Origin of the sequence: Pseudoalteromonas sp. meg-B1 (assembly GCF_003173795.1) — a bacterium.
Lineage (GTDB): Bacteria > Pseudomonadota > Gammaproteobacteria > Enterobacterales > Alteromonadaceae > Pseudoalteromonas > Pseudoalteromonas undina.
The window spans coordinates 24824-47601 of sequence record NZ_QGQU01000009.1; the positions used below are offsets into that span (position 1 = coordinate 24824).

The 22778-nt window shown below is 40.6% G+C and carries 19 protein-coding genes; 15 read left to right on the forward strand and 4 right to left on the reverse strand.

Features of this window, described 5'->3' with window-relative positions:
* The first annotated feature begins 11 nt into the window (after nucleotides 1–11).
* The 6 genes from dnaN (at nucleotide 12) to DK924_RS18200 (ending at nucleotide 8302) form a co-directional block, all read left to right on the forward strand.
* Nucleotides 12–1115 carry a DNA polymerase III subunit beta gene (dnaN, locus tag DK924_RS18175; protein ID WP_008112965.1) on the forward strand — a complete coding sequence of 368 codons (1104 nt, stop codon included), beginning with the start codon at nucleotides 12–14 and terminating at the stop codon, nucleotides 1113–1115.
* A gap of 15 nt (nucleotides 1116–1130) precedes the next feature.
* Nucleotides 1131–2225, forward strand: a complete 1095-nt coding sequence (recF, locus tag DK924_RS18180; RefSeq protein ID WP_008112963.1) for a DNA replication/repair protein RecF — start codon at nucleotides 1131–1133, stop codon at nucleotides 2223–2225.
* 12 nt (nucleotides 2226–2237) lie between these two features.
* Nucleotides 2238–4664 (forward strand): DNA topoisomerase (ATP-hydrolyzing) subunit B, encoded by a 2427-nt coding sequence (gene gyrB, locus DK924_RS18185; protein WP_008112961.1) that lies wholly within the window; start codon nucleotides 2238–2240, stop codon nucleotides 4662–4664.
* Between the two features lie 140 nt (nucleotides 4665–4804).
* The gene (gene glyQ / locus DK924_RS18190) at nucleotides 4805–5707 is read left to right on the forward strand and encodes a glycine--tRNA ligase subunit alpha (protein WP_010392717.1); all 903 of its coding nucleotides are present in this window, start codon (nucleotides 4805–4807) and stop codon (nucleotides 5705–5707) included.
* Between the two features lie 2 nt (nucleotides 5708–5709).
* Nucleotides 5710–7779, forward strand: coding sequence for a glycine--tRNA ligase subunit beta (gene glyS / locus DK924_RS18195; RefSeq protein ID WP_010392718.1), 2070 nt, complete (start codon nucleotides 5710–5712; stop codon nucleotides 7777–7779).
* A gap of 73 nt (nucleotides 7780–7852) precedes the next feature.
* On the forward strand, nucleotides 7853–8302 hold the full coding sequence (locus tag DK924_RS18200; protein WP_055013147.1) for a hypothetical protein: 450 nt from the start codon (nucleotides 7853–7855) through the stop codon (nucleotides 8300–8302).
* A gap of 101 nt (nucleotides 8303–8403) precedes the next feature.
* Here the strand turns inward: DK924_RS18200 and tusA are convergent, their stop codons facing one another.
* The 3 genes from tusA to fadB all read right to left on the reverse strand — a co-directional run bounded on the left by tusA (nucleotide 8404) and on the right by fadB (nucleotide 12226).
* Complete coding sequence (tusA, locus tag DK924_RS18205; RefSeq protein WP_109875833.1) at nucleotides 8404–8643, reverse strand: sulfurtransferase TusA; 240 nt, start codon at nucleotides 8641–8643, stop codon at nucleotides 8404–8406.
* Nucleotides 8644–8892: 249 nt separating this feature from the next.
* A complete protein-coding gene (gene fadA / locus DK924_RS18210; RefSeq protein ID WP_010392722.1) occupies nucleotides 8893–10062 on the reverse strand; it encodes an acetyl-CoA C-acyltransferase FadA in 1170 nt (389 codons plus the stop codon).
* Nucleotides 10063–10066: 4 nt separating this feature from the next.
* A complete protein-coding gene (gene fadB / locus DK924_RS18215) occupies nucleotides 10067–12226 on the reverse strand; it encodes a fatty acid oxidation complex subunit alpha FadB (RefSeq protein ID WP_109875834.1) in 2160 nt (719 codons plus the stop codon).
* Nucleotides 12227–12536: 310 nt separating this feature from the next.
* Between fadB and DK924_RS18220 the strand changes: the two genes are divergently transcribed.
* The 9 genes from DK924_RS18220 (at nucleotide 12537) to DK924_RS18260 (ending at nucleotide 20416) form a co-directional block, all read left to right on the forward strand.
* Entirely contained in the window at nucleotides 12537–14423 is a 1887-nt protein-coding gene (locus DK924_RS18220) for a lytic transglycosylase domain-containing protein (protein WP_109875835.1), read from the forward strand.
* A gap of 117 nt (nucleotides 14424–14540) precedes the next feature.
* Complete coding sequence (gene pepQ / locus DK924_RS18225) at nucleotides 14541–15863, forward strand: Xaa-Pro dipeptidase (protein WP_109875836.1); 1323 nt, start codon at nucleotides 14541–14543, stop codon at nucleotides 15861–15863.
* Nucleotides 15864–15943: 80 nt separating this feature from the next.
* Complete coding sequence (locus DK924_RS18230) at nucleotides 15944–16558, forward strand: YigZ family protein (protein ID WP_109875837.1); 615 nt, start codon at nucleotides 15944–15946, stop codon at nucleotides 16556–16558.
* A 94-nt stretch (nucleotides 16559–16652) separates the two neighbouring features.
* Nucleotides 16653–18104, forward strand: a complete 1452-nt coding sequence (locus tag DK924_RS18235; protein ID WP_010392733.1) for a TrkH family potassium uptake protein — start codon at nucleotides 16653–16655, stop codon at nucleotides 18102–18104.
* Nucleotides 18105–18128: 24 nt separating this feature from the next.
* Complete coding sequence (locus tag DK924_RS18240; RefSeq protein WP_054202927.1) at nucleotides 18129–18791, forward strand: flagellar brake protein; 663 nt, start codon at nucleotides 18129–18131, stop codon at nucleotides 18789–18791.
* Nucleotides 18792–19295: 504 nt separating this feature from the next.
* Nucleotides 19296–19508 (forward strand): EF-hand domain-containing protein, encoded by a 213-nt coding sequence (locus tag DK924_RS18245; protein ID WP_008112941.1) that lies wholly within the window; start codon nucleotides 19296–19298, stop codon nucleotides 19506–19508.
* 68 nt (nucleotides 19509–19576) lie between these two features.
* Nucleotides 19577–19789, forward strand: a complete 213-nt coding sequence (locus tag DK924_RS18250) for an EF-hand domain-containing protein (protein WP_008112939.1) — start codon at nucleotides 19577–19579, stop codon at nucleotides 19787–19789.
* A gap of 134 nt (nucleotides 19790–19923) precedes the next feature.
* Nucleotides 19924–20136: an EF-hand domain-containing protein gene (locus tag DK924_RS18255; protein WP_076922768.1), complete on the forward strand. Its 213-nt coding sequence runs from the start codon at nucleotides 19924–19926 to the stop codon at nucleotides 20134–20136.
* Between the two features lie 64 nt (nucleotides 20137–20200).
* Nucleotides 20201–20416 (forward strand): EF-hand domain-containing protein, encoded by a 216-nt coding sequence (locus tag DK924_RS18260; RefSeq protein WP_010392739.1) that lies wholly within the window; start codon nucleotides 20201–20203, stop codon nucleotides 20414–20416.
* Nucleotides 20417–20475: 59 nt separating this feature from the next.
* Here DK924_RS18260 and DK924_RS18265 read toward each other — a convergent pair whose 3' ends face one another.
* A complete protein-coding gene (locus tag DK924_RS18265) occupies nucleotides 20476–22626 on the reverse strand; it encodes a TonB-dependent siderophore receptor (protein ID WP_232735457.1) in 2151 nt (716 codons plus the stop codon).
* Nucleotides 22627–22778: the final 152 nt, after the last annotated feature.

Here is a 22778-nt window from a genome sequence, read left to right on the forward strand (position 1 = left end):
CTGACTTTATTATGCAAATAACAATATCAAGAGAACAATTTTTAAAACCATTGGTACAAGTATCGGGTGCCATTGAGCGCAAGCATACGTTACCTATTTTATCTAACGTATTGCTCGTGGTAGAAAATGGCCAGCTTTCAATGACAGGAACAGACCTTGAAATTGAGTTAGTGGCGAGTGTATTTGTGGGTGACGATGTTGCCGATACTAAACTCACATTACCGGCTAAAAAATTACTCGATATTTGTAAAAGTTTACCGGATGGTTCTGATCTTACTTTAAGCTTGCAAGACCATCAGTTACTTTTAACCAGTGGGAAAAGTCGTTTTTCATTGACCACTTTAGCTGCTGAAGATTTTCCTAATTTAGAGCAGTGGGATGGTGAAGTTGAGTTTCAACTAACGCGTTTAGAATTACGTAAATTACTTGAAAGCACACACTTCTCAATGGCAAACCAAGATGTGCGTTATTACTTAAACGGCATGTCGTTTGAAGTTGATAACAGCGATATAAAAACAGTTGCCACTGATGGGCATCGTTTAGCTATTGCACAAAAACAACTAGGTCAGTCGTTAAATACACAGCGCCAATTAATTATACCGCGCAAAGGCGTACAAGAAATTATGCGTCTAATGGTTGCTGATCAAGAGCTGGTAACTATTCAGTTTGGTGCCAACCACATTCGTATTATTGATATTGAATTTACCTTTACGAGTAAATTAGTTGATGGTCGATTCCCTGATTACCGTCGTGTTTTACCGCGCGGTGGCGATAAGGTAATTACCGCGAATCGTGAATGGCTTCGTAATGCTTTTCAGCGTGTGTCGATTTTATCGAACGAAAAGTTTCGTGGTGTACGCTTAAATTTATCAAACGGTTTATTAAAAATTACAGCCAACAACCCAGAGCAAGAGCAAGCTGAAGAAGTGGTTGAAGTAATGTACGAGGGTGATGACCTAGAAATAGGCTTTAATGTCTCTTATGTATTAGATGTATTAAATACATTAAAAACCGAAGATGTATTATTTACCCTTGCCGATTCAAACAGTAGTGCACTTATAGAAGGTGCCGGCGATGAAGAAGCTATGTACGTTGTTATGCCAATGCGTTTATAAGATCATAAATACATAATGAGCTTAAGTCATTTGAGCCTCAAATATTTTCGTAATATTGAGGCACTGACGCTAGAACCAGTTAACGGCGTTAATATAATTTATGGTGAAAACGGCAGCGGAAAAACCAGCCTTTTAGAGGCTATTTATTACCTTTCTCACGGCAAATCTTTCCGAACCTCTAAACATAAAAGCATCATAGCCCATCAACAAGATCAATTTGTTATTCATGGCCGCAAAGCGTTACACGATTTATCTATTCCAATAGGGATAAGTAAAACTCAAGCGGGTGAAACTAATTTAAAAATACAGGGTAAGGCGAGTCGAAAAGTATCTGAACTTGCTCAACTTATGCCAGTTCAAGTTATTACACCAGAAAGCTATTCATTATTTTTTGGTGGCCCTAAAGAGCGCAGAAAGTTTTTAGACTTAGGTTTGTTCCACGTGGAACATGAGTTTTTTTTCTTATGGCAATCGTTTAATAAAGTGCTAAAACAGCGCAATGCATTGTTGAAATCTAAGCCTAAGAATTATTTTGACCAAATCAAGTTTTGGGACAAAGAATTTGTTAGACTGGCTGAACAAATAAATAAATTAAGAATCGCGTATATAACTAGGTTTAAGCAGCAGTTTTTTGATAAAATGTGTGCAGAATTAACGCTAATACGTGATCTAGAAATTAGCTTTAATGCAGGCTGGAAGGAGACCGAATCTCTTTCTGATGCGTTAGAGCAAAGCTTTGAGCGAGATGCTCGCCAAGGCTTTACTAGTAAAGGCCCTCATAAGGCTGATTTTAGTTTTAGTGTCGCTGGCAGCAGTGTTGAGAATGTATTCTCACGCGGGCAGTTAAAGCTATTGTTGTATGCGTTAAAAGTAACGCAAAATAGTTTGATTGAGTCAGAGACAGATAAGCAATCTATATTGCTAATAGATGATTTACCTTCAGAGCTAAGCGAAGATACAAAAGAGAAAGTGGGTCAGTTATTGACTCATTGCAGTTCTCAAATATTTATTTCTTCAATTTTATCTGAAAGTATTTCTGCTGTGGTGGAACCCATGAAACGAGAACTAAAAATGTTCCACGTGAAACATGGCAACCTAATAACAAGATAAGTGGGATTAACCATGTCTGAGAATTATGATTCGTCGAGTATTAAAGTACTTAAAGGATTAGATGCAGTAAGAAAGCGTCCTGGTATGTATATAGGGGACACCGATGATGGTACGGGCTTACACCATATGGTGTTTGAGGTCGTTGATAACTCTATCGATGAGGCCTTAGCCGGTCACTGTGATGATATATTTGTCACAATTCACTTAGACGGTTCGGTATCTGTAAGAGATAACGGCCGTGGTATTCCTACTTCTATACATGAAGAAGAAGGTGTATCTGCAGCTGAAGTTATTATGACGGTATTACACGCTGGTGGTAAGTTTGATGATAACTCTTATAAAGTATCAGGTGGCTTACACGGTGTTGGTGTATCGGTAGTAAATGCATTATCAGAAAAGTTAAAACTAACTATTCGTCGTGAAGGTAAACTTTACGAGCAGTTTTACACTATGGGTGTTCCAGATGCACCACTTGCAGCTATTGGTGATTCTGAAACAACCGGTACTGAGTTACGTTTTTGGCCAAGTGCAGAAACGTTTACTAACCTAGATTTCCATTACGATATTTTAGCTAAGCGTTTACGCGAGTTATCGTTTTTGAACTCAGGTGTGAGCATCATTTTAAATGATGAGCGCGAAGAAAATAAGAGTGACCATTTTAAATACGAAGGTGGTATTAGAGCGTTCGTTGAATACTTAAACCGTAATAAAACGCCTGTACACAAAGGGGTATTCCACTTTACTCACGAACGTGAAGAAGACGGTATTAGTGTAGAAGTATCAATGCAGTGGAATGATGCGTTCCAAGAAAACATTTACTGTTTTACTAATAACATTCCACAACGTGATGGTGGTACTCACTTAGCTGGTTTTAGATCTGCGCTAACACGTACGCTGAATAACTACATGGAAAAAGAAGGCTTTAACAAAAAAGCTAAAACAACCAGTAACGCAACGGGCGATGATGCTCGTGAAGGCTTAACGGCTGTTGTTAGTGTTAAAGTGCCTGATCCTAAGTTCTCATCACAGACAAAAGACAAGCTAGTATCTAGTGAAGTTAAGTCTGCCGTTGAGCAAGCCATGGCTGAAAAATTCACTGAGTTTTTATTAGAAAACCCAATGGATGCTAAAATTGTTGTTGGCAAAATTATTGATGCAGCACGCGCGCGTGAAGCAGCTCGTAAAGCACGTGAAATGACCCGCCGTAAAGGTGCTATGGATTTAGCTGGTTTACCGGGTAAACTAGCGGATTGCCAAGAAAAAGATCCAGCCCAATCTGAACTATATATAGTGGAGGGTGACTCAGCTGGCGGTTCAGCCAAGCAGGGTCGTAACCGTAAGAATCAAGCGATTCTTCCGCTTAAAGGTAAAATCTTAAACGTAGAAAAAGCACGTTTTGATAAAATGCTTTCTTCACAAGAAGTGGCAACGCTAATTACTGCACTAGGTTGTGGTATTGGCCGTGACGAATATAACCCTGAAAAATTACGTTATCATCGCATCATTATCATGACCGATGCCGACGTGGATGGTTCTCACATTCGTACCTTGCTACTAACGTTCTTCTATCGTCAAATGCCGGAAATTGTTGAACGTGGGTACATTTATATTGCTCAGCCTCCACTTTATAAAGTGAAAAAAGGCAAGCAAGAGCGTTATATTAAAGATGATCCAGCATTAGTTGATTACCTTACATCTTTAGCGCTAAGCAATGCAGCACTGTACACTAGTGATAGTGCTGAAGCGGTTGATGGTGAAGCATTAGAGTCAATTGTTCACGATTATCAAAACACGGTTAAAGTTATCGAGCGCTTAAAGCGTAAGTATCCGAACACAGTTATGAACCGTTTGATTTACCAAAGTGAGCTGAAAAAAGAAGACCTTTCAGACGAAGCTAAGGTAATTGCTTGGACTAAAGAGCTGGTTGATGACTTAATTGAACGTGATGAAGATGCAACTATTTTCCATGCCGGAACTGAGCACGATACAGAGCGTAACTTGTATTATCCAGTTGTGAATATTCGTCAGCATGGTGTGGATAAAGCACACGTACTTCATTATGACTTTATTACATCAAGAGACTACCAACGCATTGCTGTAACAGGTAAAAACATTGCTAATATCATCACAGAGGGTGCATATATCCAACGTGGTGAGAAAACAAAACCTGTTGATAACTTTGTGGATGCATTGGAATGGTTGATCGCAGAGTCTAAGCGCGGGATCTACATTCAACGCTATAAAGGACTGGGTGAAATGAATCCAAATCAGCTTTGGGAAACCACCATGGATCCAAGCGCACGCCGTATGTTGCAAGTAACAATTGAAGATGCTGTTGCAGCGGATCAATTATTTGCCACTTTAATGGGCGATCAAGTTGAGCCGCGTCGTGAGTTTATTGAAACGAACGCACTGCGTGTGGTTAACTTAGACGTATAAAACATTATCGTAATCACAAAAAAGGAGCCCTAGGCTCCTTTTTTATTTTTTCAAACGCACAAACTGCTTAAAACCTGAGTGTGCACAAGGTATACTGAGGGTAATTTTCACGCTACTTCTCAGATAGTAAAAAGCCAAATATGCAAAAATATGACGTTAAAACCTTTCAAGGTTTGATCCTGGCTTTACAGGATTATTGGGCACAGCAAGGCTGTGTCATTATTCAACCACTTGACATGGAAGTGGGCGCAGGGACATTTCACCCGCAAACATTTTTAAAATCAATTGGCCCAGAGCCGATGTCGAGCGCATACGTTCAACCGTGTCGTCGTCCTACCGATGGCCGTTACGGTGAGAACCCAAACCGCTTACAACATTACTACCAATTCCAAGTTGTGCTAAAACCATCTCCAGACAATATTCAAGAGCTTTACTTAGGTTCTTTAGCTGCTGTAGGTATTGATACCCTAACTGACGAAGTTCGCTTTGTAGAAGATAACTGGGAATCACCTACATTAGGTGCGTGGGGCCTAGGTTGGGAAATTTGGTTAAATGGCATGGAGGTAACGCAGTTTACCTACTTCCAGCAAGTGGGCGGTTTAGAATGCTCACCGGTAACGGGCGAGATTACTTACGGCCTAGAGCGTTTAGCAATGTACATTCAAGGCGTAGATAGCATTTACGACCTAGTATGGGCTGACGGTCCATTTGGGCGCGTAACTTACGGTGATGTGTTCCATCAAAATGAAGTTGAGCAATCAACCTATAACTTTGAACATGCAAACGTAGCCGACTTATTTGAACAGTTTGATAAATGTGAAGCTGAGAGCCAAAAGCTAATTGAAGCAAGCCTACCATTACCAGCCTACGAGCAAGTAATGAAAGCATCGCACGCATTTAACTTATTAGACGCACGTCATGCTATTTCAGTAACTGAGCGTCAACGTTATATTTTACGCGTTCGTGCGTTATCAAAAGCGTGTGCACAAAGTTATTACGATGCACGTGAAGCACTTGGTTTCCCGCTGTGTAAGGATAAGTAAGCATGTCAGCAGAAAATTTATTAGTAGAAATTGGCACCGAAGAGTTGCCACCAAAAGCACTTCGTAAATTAGCCGAAGCCTTTGCTGCAAACTTAACAGCAGAATTAGAAAGTCTAGAACTAGGTCACCAAGGTGTGAACTGGTATGCATCGCCACGTCGTTTAGGTTTACAAGTAAAAGCACTTGAAGCTAAACAACAAGACAAAGAAGTTGAAAAACGTGGCCCTGCAACTAAAGCCGCTTTTGATGCTGAGGGTAACCCAACTAAAGCAGCCATGGGTTGGGCTCGTGGTTGCGGTATTGAAGTAAAAGATGCGCAAACACTAGAAACAGATAAGGGCGCATGGTTATTGCACATTGCTAAAGTAGCAGGGCAAGAAACCAAAACGTTAATGACCGACGCTATAAGCAAAGCGCTCGCTAAACTACCTATCCCTAAACCAATGCGTTGGGGTGCGAATAAAACACAATTTATTCGTCCTGTGCATACGGCAACTATTTTATTCGGTAGTGAACTGGTTGAGGGTGAAATTCTTGGTAAGCAAGTGAGTAATCAACTGCAAGGCCATCGTTTTCATCACCCTGAAAAAATTAGCATTGATCATGCTGATGATGTGTTTGATGTACTTAAATCAGCTTACGTTGTTGCTGACTACGAACAGCGTAAAGCACAGATTCGCGCGCAAATAGAAGATGCAGCCAAAGCAGTTAATGCCGTTGTTGCTATGGATGAAGACTTACTTGAAGAAGTTACTTCATTGGTAGAATGGCCAGTAACGCTAACAGCCACATTTGAAGAAGCATTTTTAGATGTACCTGCTGAAGCGCTTATTTACACCATGAAAGACGATCAGAAATATTTTCCGTTATTAGATCAAGACGGCAAACTTTTAAATAAGTTTTTGTTTGTCTCTAACATCGAAAGTAAAGATCCTAGTGTAGTTATTTCTGGTAACGAAAAAGTAGTGCGCCCGCGTTTAGCCGATGCGCAGTTCTTCTTTGAAACAGATAAAAAGAAAACATTAGAAAGCCGTTTAGAATCTCTTGATAGTGTATTGTTCCAAAAACAACTTGGTACGCTTAAAGATAAGTCACAGCGTATTAGTGAACTGGCAGGTTACATTGCAGAGCAACTTGGTGCCGACAAAGCACTGGCAGCTCGCGCTGGCTTATTAAGTAAAACAGACTTAATGACCGAAATGGTAATGGAATTTACCGACGTACAAGGTGTAATGGGAATGCATTATGCGCGTCACGATGGTGAAGCAGAAGAAGTCGCAGTGGCACAAAACGAGCAATACATGCCACGTTTTGCCGGTGACAACTTACCAACTAATTTGATCAGCTGTGCAGTCGCCATTGCCGATAAGTTTGATACGCTGGTGGGTATTTTTGGTATAGGCCAAGCACCAAAAGGTGATAAAGACCCATTTGCACTTCGTCGTGCTGCTATTGGTGCATTACGTATCATGGTAGAAAAACAGCTACCGCTTGATATTTTAGACCTGGTTGCTAAATCACAAACTCTGTTTGGTGAAAAGCTGACTAACCTAAATGTATCAACAGATGTGTTTGACTTTATGCTAGGGCGTTTCCGTGCTTGGTATCAAGACGAAGGTATTGAAGTAGATGTGATTCAAGCCGTACTGGCGCGTCGTCCAACGAAGCCTGTTGATTTTGATCGCCGAGTTAAAGCCGTAAGTCATTTCCGTACATTAGACGCCGCAGAATCGCTTGCAGCGGCTAATAAGCGTGTAAGTAATATTCTGGCTAAAAATAACATTACAACGCAAGGTGATGTTGATCAGAGCTTACTCAGTGATGATGCTGAAAAAGTATTGGCTTCGCAAGTTGCAAAATTTGCCACTGATTTAGCACCACTGTACAGCGATGGAAACTACCAAGAGGCATTGAGCCAATTAGCAGGCATTCGTGAGAGTGTTGATAACTTTTTTGACAATGTCATGGTAATGGCTGACGATGAAGCTGTTAAGCAAAACCGTCTTGCGCTTTTAAGCCAGCTTAGCGGGTTATTTTTAGAAATTGCAGATATTTCTGTATTACAAAAATAACAGCTTATAGCTATTTAAAAAGCCAGCATTATGCTGGCTTTTTAGTATTCACTGTATGCAAAGGATACAAATGATGATCTCTATAAAACGAATTTTAACGCTAGCAATGGCTGGTTTACTTACGGCCTGTACCAGCCAAATTTCGATTAACGATGTGTTGCCGCAGCAAGAATTGGATCGCAGTATTTATTTAAGAGGGGATTTCACATTATGGGATGCAGAACCTCAATACCAATTTAAACAAGTCGGCCCTGCGCTTTACCAAGCCCAAGTTAAATTTTCGACCCCAGGTAAAGTGTACGAGTTTAAAATAGCCGATGCAGATTTTAGTGAAGGTTTTAACTGTGGCTACAGCGATTCACAGCCATCAGGACAAAGCCTAACACTTGGCCAATCAACGCGCGCCGATTGCAACACTATTTACAACTACTTTAGTTACACACCCGCAATCAAAGGGTCGTACATAGTCAGCATTGATTTTAGTGACTACGATAAGCCGCAAGTAACGATAACTAAGAAGTAAGAGCAGTAAGCTATAAGCAGTCAGTCGTCAGCTTAAATATAAAATAAAAAACCGTGTTTGATTTAACAAACACGGTTTTTTAATTTTTAGCTGATAGCTGATTACAACCCTTTCTTCACCACATACCTATACGGTGCTTCTTCAACTTCTTTAGCCACTAGCGTGTGATCCATAAAGGTACAAAAGCTGGGAATATCGCGGGTGGTTGAAGGGTCGTCGGCAATAATAAGCAGTGTTTCACCATCGCTCATTTTACGAATCGCAGCGCGTACCATCATCACCGGCTCTGGGCAACGAAGGCCGATGGCATCTAATTGGTGATCGGGGTTATCAAAGCTCATAAAAATTACCTGTAAAAATAGTCGCGGCTTGGTTAGGTCGGGTAGTTTAGCGTAAATAAAGCTGTTGGTTAACTATTTTACGTATAACAAAACAGCTCAACTTATTAATAGATAATCTGAAATAAGTTTAATGCACCCGATCACATTATTCATTTTAAACCTGCAAAAGCTGGTGGCATAAAAAAGGCGAACTAACTTGCGCTAGTTCGCCTTTTAATCACCAAGATAGTTTTACATGTTAAAAACTAATTAGTCTTGAACACGTTCAAATACAGTGGCAATGCCTTGGCCTAAACCAATACACATAGTTGCTAAACCGTATTTTGCGTTTTTGTCTTCCATTAAGTGAATAAGCGAGGTGCTAATACGTGAACCCGAACAACCCAGAGGGTGACCAAGTGCGATAGCGCCGCCGTTTAAATTCACTTTTTCGTCAACCACGTCTGCTAAACCTAGGTCTTTAAGTACAGGCAGTGATTGTGCTGCGAATGCTTCGTTAAGCTCAGCTACGTCAATGTCATCAATGGTAATACCGGCTTGTGCTAATGCTTTTTTACTTGCAGGTACTGGGCCGTAACCCATGATTGATGGATCGCAACCGGCAACAGCCATAGCGCGAATGCGTGCACGAATTGGTAAGCCCAGTTCTTTTGCTTTTTCTTCGCTCATTACTAACATAGCTGATGCGCCGTCAGAAAGTGCAGAAGATGTACCCGCAGTAACAGAACCCGTAGCAGGGTTAAATACTGGACGTAGCTGCGATAAACCTTCAACTGTTGTTTCTGGACGAATTACTTCATCATCTTCAACAAGAATAAGTGAACCGTCAGCATCGTGACCTTCCATTGCTAAAATTTCGCGGCGGAAACGGCCTTCAACTGTTGCAGCATGTGCGCGTTGATGAGAGCGGTAAGCAAATTCATCTTGTTGCTCACGGCTAATACCGTGAATAGTAGCAAGGTACTCAGCGGTTAAACCCATAGAGCCAGATGCTTGTGCAATTGATGTAGCTAAGCCTGGGTGAAAGTCGTTACCGTGAGTCATAGGTACGTGACCCATGTGCTCAACGCCACCAATTAGGTATGTGTCGCCAGCGCCAGTCATAATTGCGCGAGCAGCGTCATGCAATGCTTGCATTGATGAGCCACATAAACGGTTAACTGTGGTTGCTGGCACTGAATGTGGAATGCCTGCAAGTAGAGATGCGTTACGTGCAACGTTAAAGCCTTGCTCTAATGTTTGCTGTACACAGCCCCAATAAATATCGTCAATTGACGCAGGGTCAACTGCCGGATTACGTTCTAATAAGCCTTTCATTAAATGAGCGCTTAAGTCTTCCGCACGTTTGTTTTTAAATACGCCGCCTTTTGAGCGACCCATTGGTGTGCGGATACAATCTACAATTACTGGATTATTCATGATATTAACCTTCCACCTTATAGAAAACACGGCCTTCTTCAGCCCACTTGCGAGTTTGCTCTGATACTTGGTAAATCGCACCTAGGTGAGCGTATTTGTCAGCAGTTGCTACAAAGTTAGCTAAACCTGTTTGATCTAAGTAACGGAACGCGCCGCCTCTAAATGGAGGGAAACCAACACCATATACAAGTGCCATATCAGCTTCTTGAGGAGAAGCAACAATGCCTTCTTGTAAACAAAGTAGTACTTCGTTGATCATTGGGATCATACAACGGTCAATGATTTCTTGTTTATCAAATTCTTTTGGTGCGTCTGTGATAGGTGCAAGTAGTTCAATCGCTGTTTGGTCATGAGATTTTTTAAGACGACCGCGACGATCTGTTTCGTACTTATAGAAACCTGCTTTGTTCTTTTGACCAAAACGTTTTTCGTTAGCAAAAACAGTCACTGGGTCTTTATCTGCACGTGCCATACGCTCAGGGAAACCGTCTGCCATTACACCAGTACAATGATAAGCCGTATCAATACCTACAACATCAAGTAGGTAAGCCGGGCCCATTGGCCAGCCAAATACGTTTTCCATTACTTTATCTACTTTTGCAAAGTTAGCGCCTTCAACCACTAATTTGCTAAATCCAGCAAAGTAAGGGAATAAAACACGGTTTACAAAAAAGCCTGGGCAATCGTTAACAACAATCGGTGATTTACCTAGTTTAAGTGCGTAATCAACCACGGCATTAATCGTTTTATCTGAAGTTTTTGCACCACGGATAATTTCTACTAATGGCATTTTTGGTACTGGGTTGAAAAAGTGCATACCACAGAAGTTTTCTGGCTTATCAAGCGCTTCTGCAAGTAGGTCGATACAAATAGTCGATGTATTTGACGTAAGTACCGTGCCTTCTGGCATATTCTTTTCAAGATCAGCAAGTACGGCTTGCTTCACTTTAGGGTTTTCTACTACGGCTTCAACAATAATGTTGGCGTTTTGTAGGTCTGCATCGTTAAGCGTTGGCTTGATTTTGCTAAGCGTTGCTAGCATTTTTTCCATCGGCATGTGGCCGCGCTTCACTTTTGCACCTAATAGTTTAGATGCTTCACCCATACCTAAATCTAGCGCATCCTGTTGGATGTCTTTCATTATGATTGGTGTGCCTTTATAAGCAGATTGGTATGCAATACCGCCACCCATAATACCTGCGCCTAATACTGCCGCTTGTTTAATTTCTACATCGCTGTGTTTAGCAAATTTACGTGCTTTACCTTTAATGTATTGGTCTGCTAAAAAGATACCCGTTTGAGCAGCAGCTTCACTAGTACGTGCTAGTTTTGCAAAGTTGGCATTTTCAATTGCCATTGCTTCGGCGCGTGAGCTGTTTGCTGCTGCTTTAATAGTGCGAACTGCCATAACTGGAGCAGGATAGTGGCCTTTGGTTTTACCCATTACCATACCTTCTGCCATTGCAAAGCTCATGCCTTGCTCAACACGGTTTAATTTAAGCGGTTGTAATTTTACAGCGCGTTTTGCTTGCCAATCTAGCTTGCCAGCAATCGCTAATTCTAGTGTTGCTAAACTTGACTCTTGTAGTTTGTCGGCACTAACTACTGCGTCAAATGCACCTACTTTAAGGGCGTCAGCAGCGCGATTTTCGTTACCTGTGGTGATCCACATCATCGCGTTATCGGCACCAATAATGCGCGGAAGGCGCACTGTACCGCCAAAACCAGGCATTATGCCTAATTTAACTTCTGGTAAGCCCATTTTTGCTGAGTCACTTGCAACACGATAATCGGTAGCGAGTGCCCACTCACAGCCGCCGCCAAGCGCCAAGCCGTTTATAACACTGAGTGTTGGGAATGGTAAGTCTTCAATTGCATCAAAAACGTCAGTTGCATCTTTGATCCACGTTACTAATTCTGCTTCAGGCTTAGTAAAAGTAGGTAAAAATTCGAAGATATCGGCACCAATAATAAAGTGGTCTTTATCACTGGTAAAAATCATGCCTTTAATATCAGTGTTAGCGGCTAATTCTTTTAATGCTGCCGCGCAATCTGAAAGAGTTTGTTGAGATAATGTGTTTACAGAACCTGTAGCACAAAACTTAAACTCGGCGATGTTTTCCTTCACGAAGCTAACTTCAAAGGAATCGCTTTTATATAACATTATTATTCTCCCTAGTTGATGAACTAAGACTGGTACGATGAGTTCATATTCAGACCAGTGTGCTTGCTTTAATTTAAAAATGCAACGAAAAATTTATCTTGGTTACAAACGTCTGGTTAAAATATAGCTGGTTTGGTGCTAAGGTGGGTTTGAAAGTTTTCTTTATTCATTTTATTGCGCTGTCTTGGTGTTTATAGCTTGGGTTTTATCAAAGTAAATAAAATAGAGTTACAGTGCCTGCGCTGTTTTTTTATTTACCCATAGCCACACTCTTGTCAGCCTTGAAGGTAACTATGCCCTAAAGGACATTATGAAAAAATATTTATTAAGCGTAGCGGCAGCGACTCTATTTTTATCTTTTCCCTCTGCCAACGCAAATACCGAACTTGATGCATTTTTAGATGCAGAAAAACAAGCCCGCTATGGTGATTACAATAGCTTTAAAGAAGCGGTAGACTCATTGTCTCACCCACTTAAGCCCTATGTAGAAAAAGCCTATTGGCAGCGCTACCCCAGTTTAAAACACCAAACAGAAATAGAAAACTTCCTCACTATTTATGAACACACTCCATTAGAGTGGCCAGTGCGCAAAGCATGGTTAAATTATTTAAAGCGCAGAAATAAAAAAGCAGCATTTATTAAAAACTACCGTGAAACCTCTGACACTGAGCTTAGTTGTACCCACCTTAGTTATCAGCTTGATCTTGGTGCGCCAAAAAAAGCAATACTCTCGCAGGTAACCGATATTTGGACGGTTGGCGAGTCACAGCCCAGTGAATGTGACGGGCTTTTTAAGCGCTGGCGACAAAATGGTTATTTAACCCCTGATGTTGTGTGGCAGCGTGTTACTTTAGCGGCACAAGGGGGCTCTTATCGTTTATTGCCTTATTTAAAAACCTTATTGCCAGCCAAGGAGCGTTATTTAGCTGATTTATATTCCAAGGTAAGGCGCGATCCTAGTGCTGCTGCAGGCCTTTACCGCTATAAACGTAAAACAGCCAAAGAAGGGGAAATAGCGCTTTATGGTATTAAGCGTTTAATTTGGCGTGATAAAGAGCTGGCATTAAAGGCGTGGCAAAAAATTGAAGGCATGTTTGATTTTGCTGATGATGAAAAGGCGGAGGTATATTATACCTTTGCGCTGTCGTTAGCGTCGAGCGGCCATAGCCAGGCGAGCTTTTATTTAAATAAAGTCCCTAAAGCGCGTCAAGACCGTAAATTAATGCAATGGCAACTAGCCAATATGCTTAAAACTCAAGATTGGGAAGGCATTGCGGCATTTTTTACCGGTAAAGAAAATCTTAGCTTAGGGCAACAGTATTGGCTTGCATATAGTTATGACAAACGCGCAGAGCATGAAAAAGCTAAGGCAATTTGGAGCAAGGTAGCCGCTAACCGTGATTATTACGGTTTTTTAGCCGCTGCTCGCTTAGGGTTACCGGTTGATTTAAATGAGCTACCAGTCAATGTAAATCAAGCCTTAGTGACAAAAGTCAGTAATGCACCAGGCTTTAAGCGTGCCAAGGCGTTGTATGAACTTGAGCGATTTACAGCGGCCCGACGTGAATGGAATTATTTAACCAACACTTCTGAAGATGATGAAAAGCTAGCAGCGTCAGTACTTGCGGCAGAACTTGATTGGTTTGATAGTACAATATTTACCCTAGCAAAAATAAAAGCATGGGATTATGTTGATTTGCGTTTTCCATTTGCGTTTCAAGACATGTTTGAGCGCTACAGTAATCGTAGCAAAATAGATTTAACTTGGAGTATCGCTATTGCGCGTCGAGAAAGCTCATTTGCACCTGATGCCCGTTCTCATGCAAATGCACGCGGGTTAATGCAGTTATTACCAAGCACCGCAAAATATATTAACAAAGGCGATGTATCTAGCCGTCGCTTGTATCAGCCAAAAACCAATATTCGACTTGGTACCCGTTATTTACAGTATTTAAAAAAGAAAAATCACGGTAATGAGGTATTGGCAACAGCATCCTATAACGCCGGGTATCACCGAATTAAGCGTTGGCTACCAGAGGAAGCGATGCCCGCAGAGCTATGGGTTGAGCTTATTCCATATAGAGAAACTCGAGACTACGTAAAAAACGTATTTGCGTATCGGCAGGTTTATCACACTCGCCTTGGCCGAGAGGGGAATTTACTCGCGCCACTATTAGAGATGACAATGGGCGGGTAGTAAAAATAAATCTACAACAGCAGAGGGATATTTACACGGTAACTATCCCTCTTTTTTGAGCGCTTTGTTTATAAGTGGTAGACTCAGAGCAAGTTAAATTTAACAGATGGGTTTATTATGGAAAAATTAGCCGTATTATACGCCGAACATATTGCAACATTGCAGCAGCGTACACGTACTATTTGTGAGCAAGAAGGGTTAGAAGGATTAGTCATTCATTCAGGCCAAGCTAAGCGCCAATTTTTAGATGATATGTATTACCCGTTTAAAGTTAACCCCCATTTTAAAGCGTGGTTACCGGTTATTGATAATCCGCATTGCTGGATTGTGATAAATGGTAGTGATAAGCCAAAGCTTATTTTTTATCGTCCAATTGATTTTTGGCACAAAGTACCTGATGAACCAAGAGATTTTTGGGCAGAGTACTTCGATATTGAATTGCTACTAAAGCCTGATCAGGTTGAAAAACTACTTCCCTACGATAAAGCTAAATTTGCCTACATTGGTGAATACCTAGAAGTAGCCCAAGCACTTGGTTTTAGCATCATGAATCCTGAGCCAGTACTTAACTATATTCATTATCACCGTGCTTATAAAACGCAATATGAACTTGAATGTTTACGTAATGCGAACCGTATTGCAGTAGATGGCCACAAAGCGGCGCGTGATGCGTTTTTTAATGGTGGTAGCGAGTTTGATATTCAGCAGGCATACTTAATGGCAACGCGTCAGAGCGAAAATGAAATGCCATATGGCAACATTGTGGCCCTTAACGAAAACTGCGCTATTTTGCACTACACCCATTTTGAGCCAAAAGCACCGCAAACACATAACTCATTTTTAATTGATGCGGGCGCTAACTTTAATGGTTACGCTGCAGATATTACCCGTACCTACGACTTTAAAAAGCAAGGCGAGTTTGCTGATCTAGTTAAAGCAATGACGGCGCATCAGATTGAGTTAGGCAAAAGCTTAAAACCAGGTGTACTGTATGGCGAGCTACATATTGACTGCCATAACCGCATTGCACAGTTACTAAGTGACTTTGATATTGTTAAGTTACCTGCAGCTGAAATTGTTGAGCGTCAAATTACCTCAACCTTCTTTCCTCATGGCTTAGGGCATCATTTAGGTGCACAGGTACATGATGTAGGTGGCTTTATGCGTGATGAAACCGGTGCACATCAGGCACCACCAGAGGGTCATCCATTTTTACGCTGCACTCGCTTAATTGAGAAAAACCAAGTGTTTACTATTGAACCAGGTTTGTACTTTATCGACTCTTTGTTGGGTGATTTAGCACAAACAGACAACAAGCAGTTTATTAACTGGGAAAAAGTAGAAGCGTTTAAACCATTTGGCGGCATTCGTATTGAAGATAATATTATTGTTCACGAAGACAGCCTAGAAAATATGACGCGTGATTTATTACTCGACTAATATTTAACTAATAACAGTTTATATTATCCACGAAAGGGGCCTGTTGGCCCCATTTTTAATTTAACAGCCAAGTAAGCGCTATGTCAGAATATAAATACCCAGCCGACGATGTTTTTCATCAAGAAGAAATTAAAAAAAGTACCTTTATTGTGCATATAGGCCACACGCCTGATTTAAACTCTGCGAAAGCCTTTATTAAAAAAATTGAAGAAAAATACAGTGATGCACGCCATAATTGTTGGGCGCATGTTGCGGGTAATCCTGGTGGAAGCCATGTTTATGGTTTTTCTGACGATGGAGAGCCAAATGGCACCGCCGGTAAACCTATGCTCAACGTGCTGGTGGGCTCTGGTCTAGGTGAAGTAACTGCTGTGGTAACACGATATTTTGGTGGTATAAAGCTTGGTACCGGTGGATTAGTTCGTGCTTATGGTGGCTCACTTAATAATGCCTTAGCAAAATTACAAACAGTGGTAAAAGTACCCAGCATTGAGCTGGTTGGCTTTAGTGAATACAGTATGCAAGGCGCAATAGAACAGCACTTAAAAACCAACTTTCAGGTACTTAATATTGAAAAGCAGTTTACGGCAAATATTGAGTGGAGTATTACTATTGATAGCCGCCAAGCACAGCAAGCATGCAAAGATATTTTTGATTTAAGTCACGGCGCAGTTGAGTTAACAATCAAAGAGTAATAGTCTTACATCCATCCTATTTAATCACTACAGATTAAATTTTCGAGTCATACAGTAGTTATTTTAATTTACTAATAAAAAAGCGATACGCTCAATGCAATTTCGTACCATCATAAAAATTCTTGGCCAACTGGTCGCGCTATTTAGTATTACAATGGTGCCACCAGCACTCGTGTCTTTAATTTATAAAGATGGCGGAGGGGTACCGTTTGTTTTAGCCTTTATATTTAGCGTTATTATTGGCTTAATGGCTTACTATCCAAATAGGCATGAGCATGGTGATTTAAAAGCACGCGAAGGCTTCTTAATTGTGGTTTTGTTTTGGTTGGTACTAGGGGCGTTTGCGTCATTGCCGCTGATATTTCTACAAGAACCCAACCTCTCTTTGGCCGATGCAGTGTTTGAAGCTTTCTCAGGCTTAACTACCACAGGGGCGACCGTATTAACTGGCATAGAATACTTGCCTAAATCGGTATTATTTTATCGCCAGCAATTACAGTGGTTTGGTGGGATGGGGATCATTGTATTAGCAGTAGCCATACTGCCAATGCTTGGCGTCGGTGGTATGCAGTTGTACCGAGCTGAAATTCCTGGCCCAGTAAAAGACTCCAAAATGACCCCGCGTATTGCCGATACAGCTAAGCACCTTTGGTATATTTACGTATCTATTACTCTTGCGTGTACTTTGGCGTATTGGAGCGCAGGGATGAACTGGTTTGACGCTATATGCCATGCCTTTTCTACAGTTGCTATTGGTGGCTTTTCTACTTATGACGCGTCAATGGGGCACTTTGATAGCCCTGTAATTAACTTTATTTGTGTGTTCTTTTTAATTATAGCCGCTATTAACTTTTCACTACATTATGCCGCTGTAGCGAGTCGTAATATTAGCGTGTACATTCGTGACCCTGAATTTAAAGTATTCTTATGTATTCAGTTAGCGCTGGTGGTAATTTGCTTTACTGTGCTTTCGTCTCATGATGTTTATGCAAATGGTGATGAAACCCTCGATCAGGCGTTGTTTCAAGCGGTGTCTATTAGTAGTACTGCTGGGTTTGCCACAGATAATTTTTCAGCTTGGCCGTTGTTTTTACCTATTTTACTTATTTTTTCGAGCTTTATTGGCGGCTGTGCGGGTTCTACCGGTGGCGGTATGAAAGTTGTTCGCGTGTTTTTGTTGTACTTGCAAGGAATACGAGAGCTTAACCGCCTAGTACATCCTCGAGCTATATATTCAATAAAGCTCGGTCGTAAGGCCTTACCTGACAAAGTAGTTGAAGCGGTATGGGGCTTTTTCTCAGCTTATGCACTAGTCTTTATTATTATAATGTTAGCGTTAATGGGCACAGGGTTAGACAACATTACCGCATTCTCTGCGACAGCAGCCTGCCTTAATAACTTAGGCCCAGGTTTGGGTGACGTAGCCTCTCATTATGGTGCGATTAGTGATGCCGCTAAATGGATACTAACAGTCGCTATGGTATTCGGTCGGTTAGAGATATTTACACTGTTAGTATTATTTACCCCAACATTTTGGCGTGGATAATGTTTTAAATATTAGGAAGGAACTATGCAAAAAACCAATTTGGAAAAGTTAAACCAAATCGTCACAGGTGGCATAGTCGATGTAGAAATACTGACACCAACCAGTAGCCGACGTGTAAAAACGGAGTTTATTGGTTTATTAGAAAACAAATTTATTATTTTAAACTATCCCAGCGCTAAGCGACTCCCCATGGCAAGTGATTACCTGCGTGATGGTGTTATGGTAGTAGTAAGAGCGCTTATAGAGGGCAGTGGCGGGCATGTGATTGCGTTCCGTCAGCAACTTATGTCTGTTGCTTCTCACCCTGCTAAATTGTTGTTTATTCAATACCCTTCACAAGTGCAGTTGTTTGGGCTGCGCTCACAAGCACGCATACCCACGTTGTTTCCTGCTAAGTTAACATTAACCGATGAGCAGCCTCCCTTTGAAGGGGTTATAAAAGACATTTCGCTCACCGGGGTTATGTTTGATATTAAAACAACCCAAGAACTCGATGAGTTAAAAGACATGCGCTGTACGGTTGTATTTGATGGTGATACTAAGCATGAGGGGCAAATATGCAGTGTAAAAAAACATGCTAGCGGTATCTGTTGTGGAATTCGATTATTTGCCAGTGAAGAGCAAATGAAAGCGCTAATGGGGGATCATTTTATTGACCCTAGTGCGCTTGAAGTTGAAATAGTTTAGGGGCATATCAAGTTGAACAAGCTTCTATTATAAGTTCAGTATACTCACGTGATTTCGTCATTTTGCAACAAATAGCCTTGTGCGGCTGTAAATTTTCAACGTCACCTTAAATTTATTTTTTAAACTGTTTAAAAACAGCAGCTTAAATTTGTTTTTTAATTTTAATTTTTTATTTATAAAAAAATAAATCTCAACTCACCTTCCTTTTTGTTTAATTAACTTGCTTTGTTAGTGGTTTTTCACTGATCGTGTGGTGTTTTTATAAAATCCAACCCATTGTTTTTTAAGGTTTTAATTTTATCGCTTTATTCCGTGTTGCTAAAAAGCAACAAAATAATGAGTAAAATAACGCCACCCAAAGCTATTTTAAGTTTAACTTATTGAAAATAAATTGCTTTTTATTTTTGGCATCGAAGTTGTAATAGTCAGGTTGTATTGAACGAAACGTGATTTAAAGTAAAACACTTAATCGCATAAAACATAAACTTTGAAGGAAGATTGATTATGAAAAGCATTAATAAAACTTTAGCACTTATCGCATTGGCTTCTTCATCAGCTGCTTTTGCAGCAAGCGACTTTGACACGCTAGACGTTGACGGCAACGGCGCGATCAGTCAAAGCGAAGCATCAGTTGATGCAAAACTAATGAGCATGTTTTCAGAGCTTGATACAGACCAAAACGGTGAGCTATCAAAAGAAGAGTTCTCTAAAGCATAATCCTAAGCTATTAAACTTTGGGAGCTAAATCTCCCACATTATTTAAACGATTTTAAGGAATACTCATTATGAAAACATTACACAAAACATTCGCACTTATCGCATTGGCTTCTTCATCAGCAGCTTTTGCTGCCAGCGATTTTGATACACTTGATACCGACGGTAACGGTGCTATTAGCCAAAGTGAGGCATCAGTTGATGCAAAGCTAATGAGCATGTTCTCAGAGCTTGATACAGACCAAAACGGTGAGCTATCAAAAGCAGAATTTTCTAAAGCATAAGCTAAGGCTAGGCATATTCTGAGTTGCCAAAGACAACCTAAGTAGGCAAGGGAGCCTATGAAAAAGAATGACAAGGACGGTTATAGCCTGATATTTCCAATAGCACAAAGCATTACATTTTGAAGGATTAAATTATGAAAACATTACACAAAACATTCGCACTTATCGCGCTAGCTTCTTCATCAGCAGCCTTTGCCGCTAGCGACTTTGACACAATTGATACCGACGGTAATGGGGTTATTAGTCAAAGCGAAGCTGCTGTAAATGCTGATTTAACGGCCGCATTTACTGAGCTTGATACTGACGGTAATGGTGAGCTTTCTAAAGCTGAGTTTGCAAACTTTTAATTTTTAACTTTTTTCATTGCACAGGGATCTCAGAAAAGGATTTCCCTCTTTAAGGAGACTTATTATGAAAGCATTAAACACAACACTTGCGATTTTAGTATTAGCGTCATCATCAGCGGCATACGCAGCAGTAGACTTTGCCTCTTTTGATAGCAATGGCGACGGTGTAATTAGTCAGCAGGAAGCTGCGTCTAATAAACAACTCATGAATATTTTTGATGACTTAGATACTGACGGAAATGGTGAACTTTCTAAAGAAGAGTTTGCAAGAGTACAATAAGTATTACCCCATCATACTCCACTAAAGCCGCTTAATAGTCAGCGGCTTTTTTGTGCTTGTTAGAGACTATATTTAAGTTGGAGAGAGAAGCTTCTTGGCTTGCCATAACGATATTGGTTATAGAACCCAATTTGACTGTAATAATGCTTATCAAATAAGTTATCGATATTTAGGCTTACAGATAATTGCTCATTCATTTGATAATTCGCCATTAGGCTGGCAATACCATAACTAGGCTGGTTTACCTCAACAGCACCATAAACAGGGTTGTTAACTTCATCATAGCTATTGCTTTGCCAGCGATAGCCACCACCCACTTTTAGATTGTCTAATGCACCTGAGAGTTGATAGCTAGTAAAAAGTTTAAATTGATCTTTTGGGTTGGTGGTATTTAATACCGTATTATCCGGTTTTTCGCCTTTACTATGGGTATAGCCAAAATAAGCGTTCCAGTTGTCGGTTAATTTTCCGTTGATTTCTAGCTCGTAGCCCTGAGTTAATGTGCCGTCAATGGGCTTGTAGATGGCCTGAAGTGTTTCTGCAATGGTATCTCCCGTGTACTCGCCTACATTATCTTGATAAATTTTAAATCCAGAAAGGGATATGTCTAAACGTTCATCAAGTACAGAAGCTTTTATGCCAAGTTCATAATTCTTACCTTCAATAGGGCTTAAATAATGTCCATTTTTATCAACTCGACTTTGTGGTGTAAAAATATCAGTGTAATTAGCATACAAAGCCCAACTCTGTGTTAGTTCATAAGTTGCTCCAAAATAATTAGTTAGTTCATCACTTATTTTATAATCATGCATGCGACCAAAATTATCTTGATTGGTTTGCCATTGATTTAACCGGCTTCCAACAATTAAAGACAAGGCATCGGTTATATTTAGTTGTGCAGCAACATAAAGTGCATCTTGTTTAGTTGTGCCATAAGAACCGTAAGCCGCTTCTGACTGCCAATTTGGTTTTGCAATGCTATAACTAGAGTCAGTGAAATCGCCGATAATATAGTCACTTTGTTGACTAGCATAATAAGGGGTCGAAAACTGTTGCTCTTGGGTATTATAACCAAATAGCAGTTGGTGACTTTGGCCCAGCCAATTAAACCGACCATTGAGTTCGACCTCATAGGTATCCTGCGTTCTGTTTGCATCAATATAGTTTATAGAACCGGGTTTCATTCCAGTGTTGTTTATAGGATCGGGCTCTCCTTTTACCCAAAACACATCATAATCTAGATCGTTATCACCATAGACATAATTAGCGGTTAGCTGCCAGTTAGCGTTAAAGTAATGCTCTAGGCGAATAAACGCATTAAGTGCATCGGTTCGAGAAGAGGCCCAATCTTGAGCCGTTGAAGCACCTCTGTCATAAGCAGTGCGGGAGCCATCACTATAAAAAATAGGCAAACCACCTGACATTGTTCCTTTAGGAGTTGTCGATTGATTATCAACAGCAAGAGTCAATAAAGTACTGTTAGAAAGATCTGCCTCAATAATGCCATACAATGTTTGACTGGTTTGCGAGAAGCGATCTTGATATGAGTGTCTATCTTGATAAGCAACAACAGCCCGTCCTCTTATACTTTCGCTATTATTTATGCTTCCCGACACATCCACCATCGCACGGTAGTTGTCCCATGAGCCTAATGAAGCAGTAAGATTTATTTGAGTGTTTGCAGTTGGACGTTTACGTATCAAATTAATTGCTGCCGAAGGGTTACCTGCGCCCAGCATTAGCCCCGTTGCTCCTCTAACTATTTCGATACGATCATAAATTGCGGTATCGGTTAGGTTATCTCCATAATTAAAGCGGGTGTCATAGGTGGTTGCTATGCCATCATAAAGTATGCTGGTGACACTAATACCTCGGGCTGAAATAGAAAACTTGCCATTATCTGCTTCTCGAGCATTTATGCCTGTTACACTGGTTATAGCTTCAATTGCGGTGTTTAGTTGTTGGTCTGCCATAAAATCGCTTGTTATCGCTATCGTTGATTGCGGTGTTTGCAAATGTGATAGCTCAAGACCTGTTGCAGAGCTCATGGAATTAACTTTATAGCCGTTCGCTTGCTCTCCAATAACGGTTAACCTTTCGATATCTTTGCTAGTGTGGGCGAGCGTTTGAGTTGAAACTGCTGAAAATAAAAGACCAACCAGAGTGTAATGAGTTACGGGAGAATTTTTCTTTGAGAGTAGGTGTATCATTTGAAATCCATTTTTATTTAAAAACGTGAAATTAACTTTTCACATCAGTAGATGTCGCTGCTTGATAATCGAGCAAGAAGAGACTAATGGATTTTTCTTTATTAGTAAATGCTTTTGATAATGATTTTCATTTAGGTTTAAGTGTTCTCCTT

Excerpts from the sequence above, each read along its gene's own strand:
- dnaN (WP_008112965.1), top strand. The coding sequence starts at position 12 with ATGCAAATAACAATATCAAGAGAACAATTTTTAAAACCATTGGTACAA.
- recF (WP_008112963.1), top strand. The coding sequence starts at position 1,131 with ATGAGCTTAAGTCATTTGAGCCTCAAATATTTTCGTAATATTGAGGCA.
- gyrB (WP_008112961.1), top strand. The coding sequence starts at position 2,238 with ATGTCTGAGAATTATGATTCGTCGAGTATTAAAGTACTTAAAGGATTA.
- glyQ (WP_010392717.1), top strand. The coding sequence starts at position 4,805 with ATGCAAAAATATGACGTTAAAACCTTTCAAGGTTTGATCCTGGCTTTA.
- glyS (WP_010392718.1), top strand. The coding sequence starts at position 5,710 with ATGTCAGCAGAAAATTTATTAGTAGAAATTGGCACCGAAGAGTTGCCA.
- DK924_RS18200 (WP_055013147.1), top strand. The coding sequence starts at position 7,853 with ATGATCTCTATAAAACGAATTTTAACGCTAGCAATGGCTGGTTTACTT.
- tusA (WP_109875833.1), bottom strand. The coding sequence starts at position 8,643 with ATGAGCTTTGATAACCCCGATCACCAATTAGATGCCATCGGCCTTCGT.
- fadA (WP_010392722.1), bottom strand. The coding sequence starts at position 10,062 with ATGAATAATCCAGTAATTGTAGATTGTATCCGCACACCAATGGGTCGC.
- fadB (WP_109875834.1), bottom strand. The coding sequence starts at position 12,226 with ATGTTATATAAAAGCGATTCCTTTGAAGTTAGCTTCGTGAAGGAAAAC.
- DK924_RS18220 (WP_109875835.1), top strand. The coding sequence starts at position 12,537 with ATGAAAAAATATTTATTAAGCGTAGCGGCAGCGACTCTATTTTTATCT.
- pepQ (WP_109875836.1), top strand. The coding sequence starts at position 14,541 with ATGGAAAAATTAGCCGTATTATACGCCGAACATATTGCAACATTGCAG.
- DK924_RS18230 (WP_109875837.1), top strand. The coding sequence starts at position 15,944 with ATGTCAGAATATAAATACCCAGCCGACGATGTTTTTCATCAAGAAGAA.
- DK924_RS18235 (WP_010392733.1), top strand. The coding sequence starts at position 16,653 with ATGCAATTTCGTACCATCATAAAAATTCTTGGCCAACTGGTCGCGCTA.
- DK924_RS18240 (WP_054202927.1), top strand. The coding sequence starts at position 18,129 with ATGCAAAAAACCAATTTGGAAAAGTTAAACCAAATCGTCACAGGTGGC.
- DK924_RS18245 (WP_008112941.1), top strand. The coding sequence starts at position 19,296 with ATGAAAAGCATTAATAAAACTTTAGCACTTATCGCATTGGCTTCTTCA.
- DK924_RS18250 (WP_008112939.1), top strand. The coding sequence starts at position 19,577 with ATGAAAACATTACACAAAACATTCGCACTTATCGCATTGGCTTCTTCA.
- DK924_RS18255 (WP_076922768.1), top strand. The coding sequence starts at position 19,924 with ATGAAAACATTACACAAAACATTCGCACTTATCGCGCTAGCTTCTTCA.
- DK924_RS18260 (WP_010392739.1), top strand. The coding sequence starts at position 20,201 with ATGAAAGCATTAAACACAACACTTGCGATTTTAGTATTAGCGTCATCA.
- DK924_RS18265 (WP_232735457.1), bottom strand. The coding sequence starts at position 22,626 with ATGATACACCTACTCTCAAAGAAAAATTCTCCCGTAACTCATTACACT.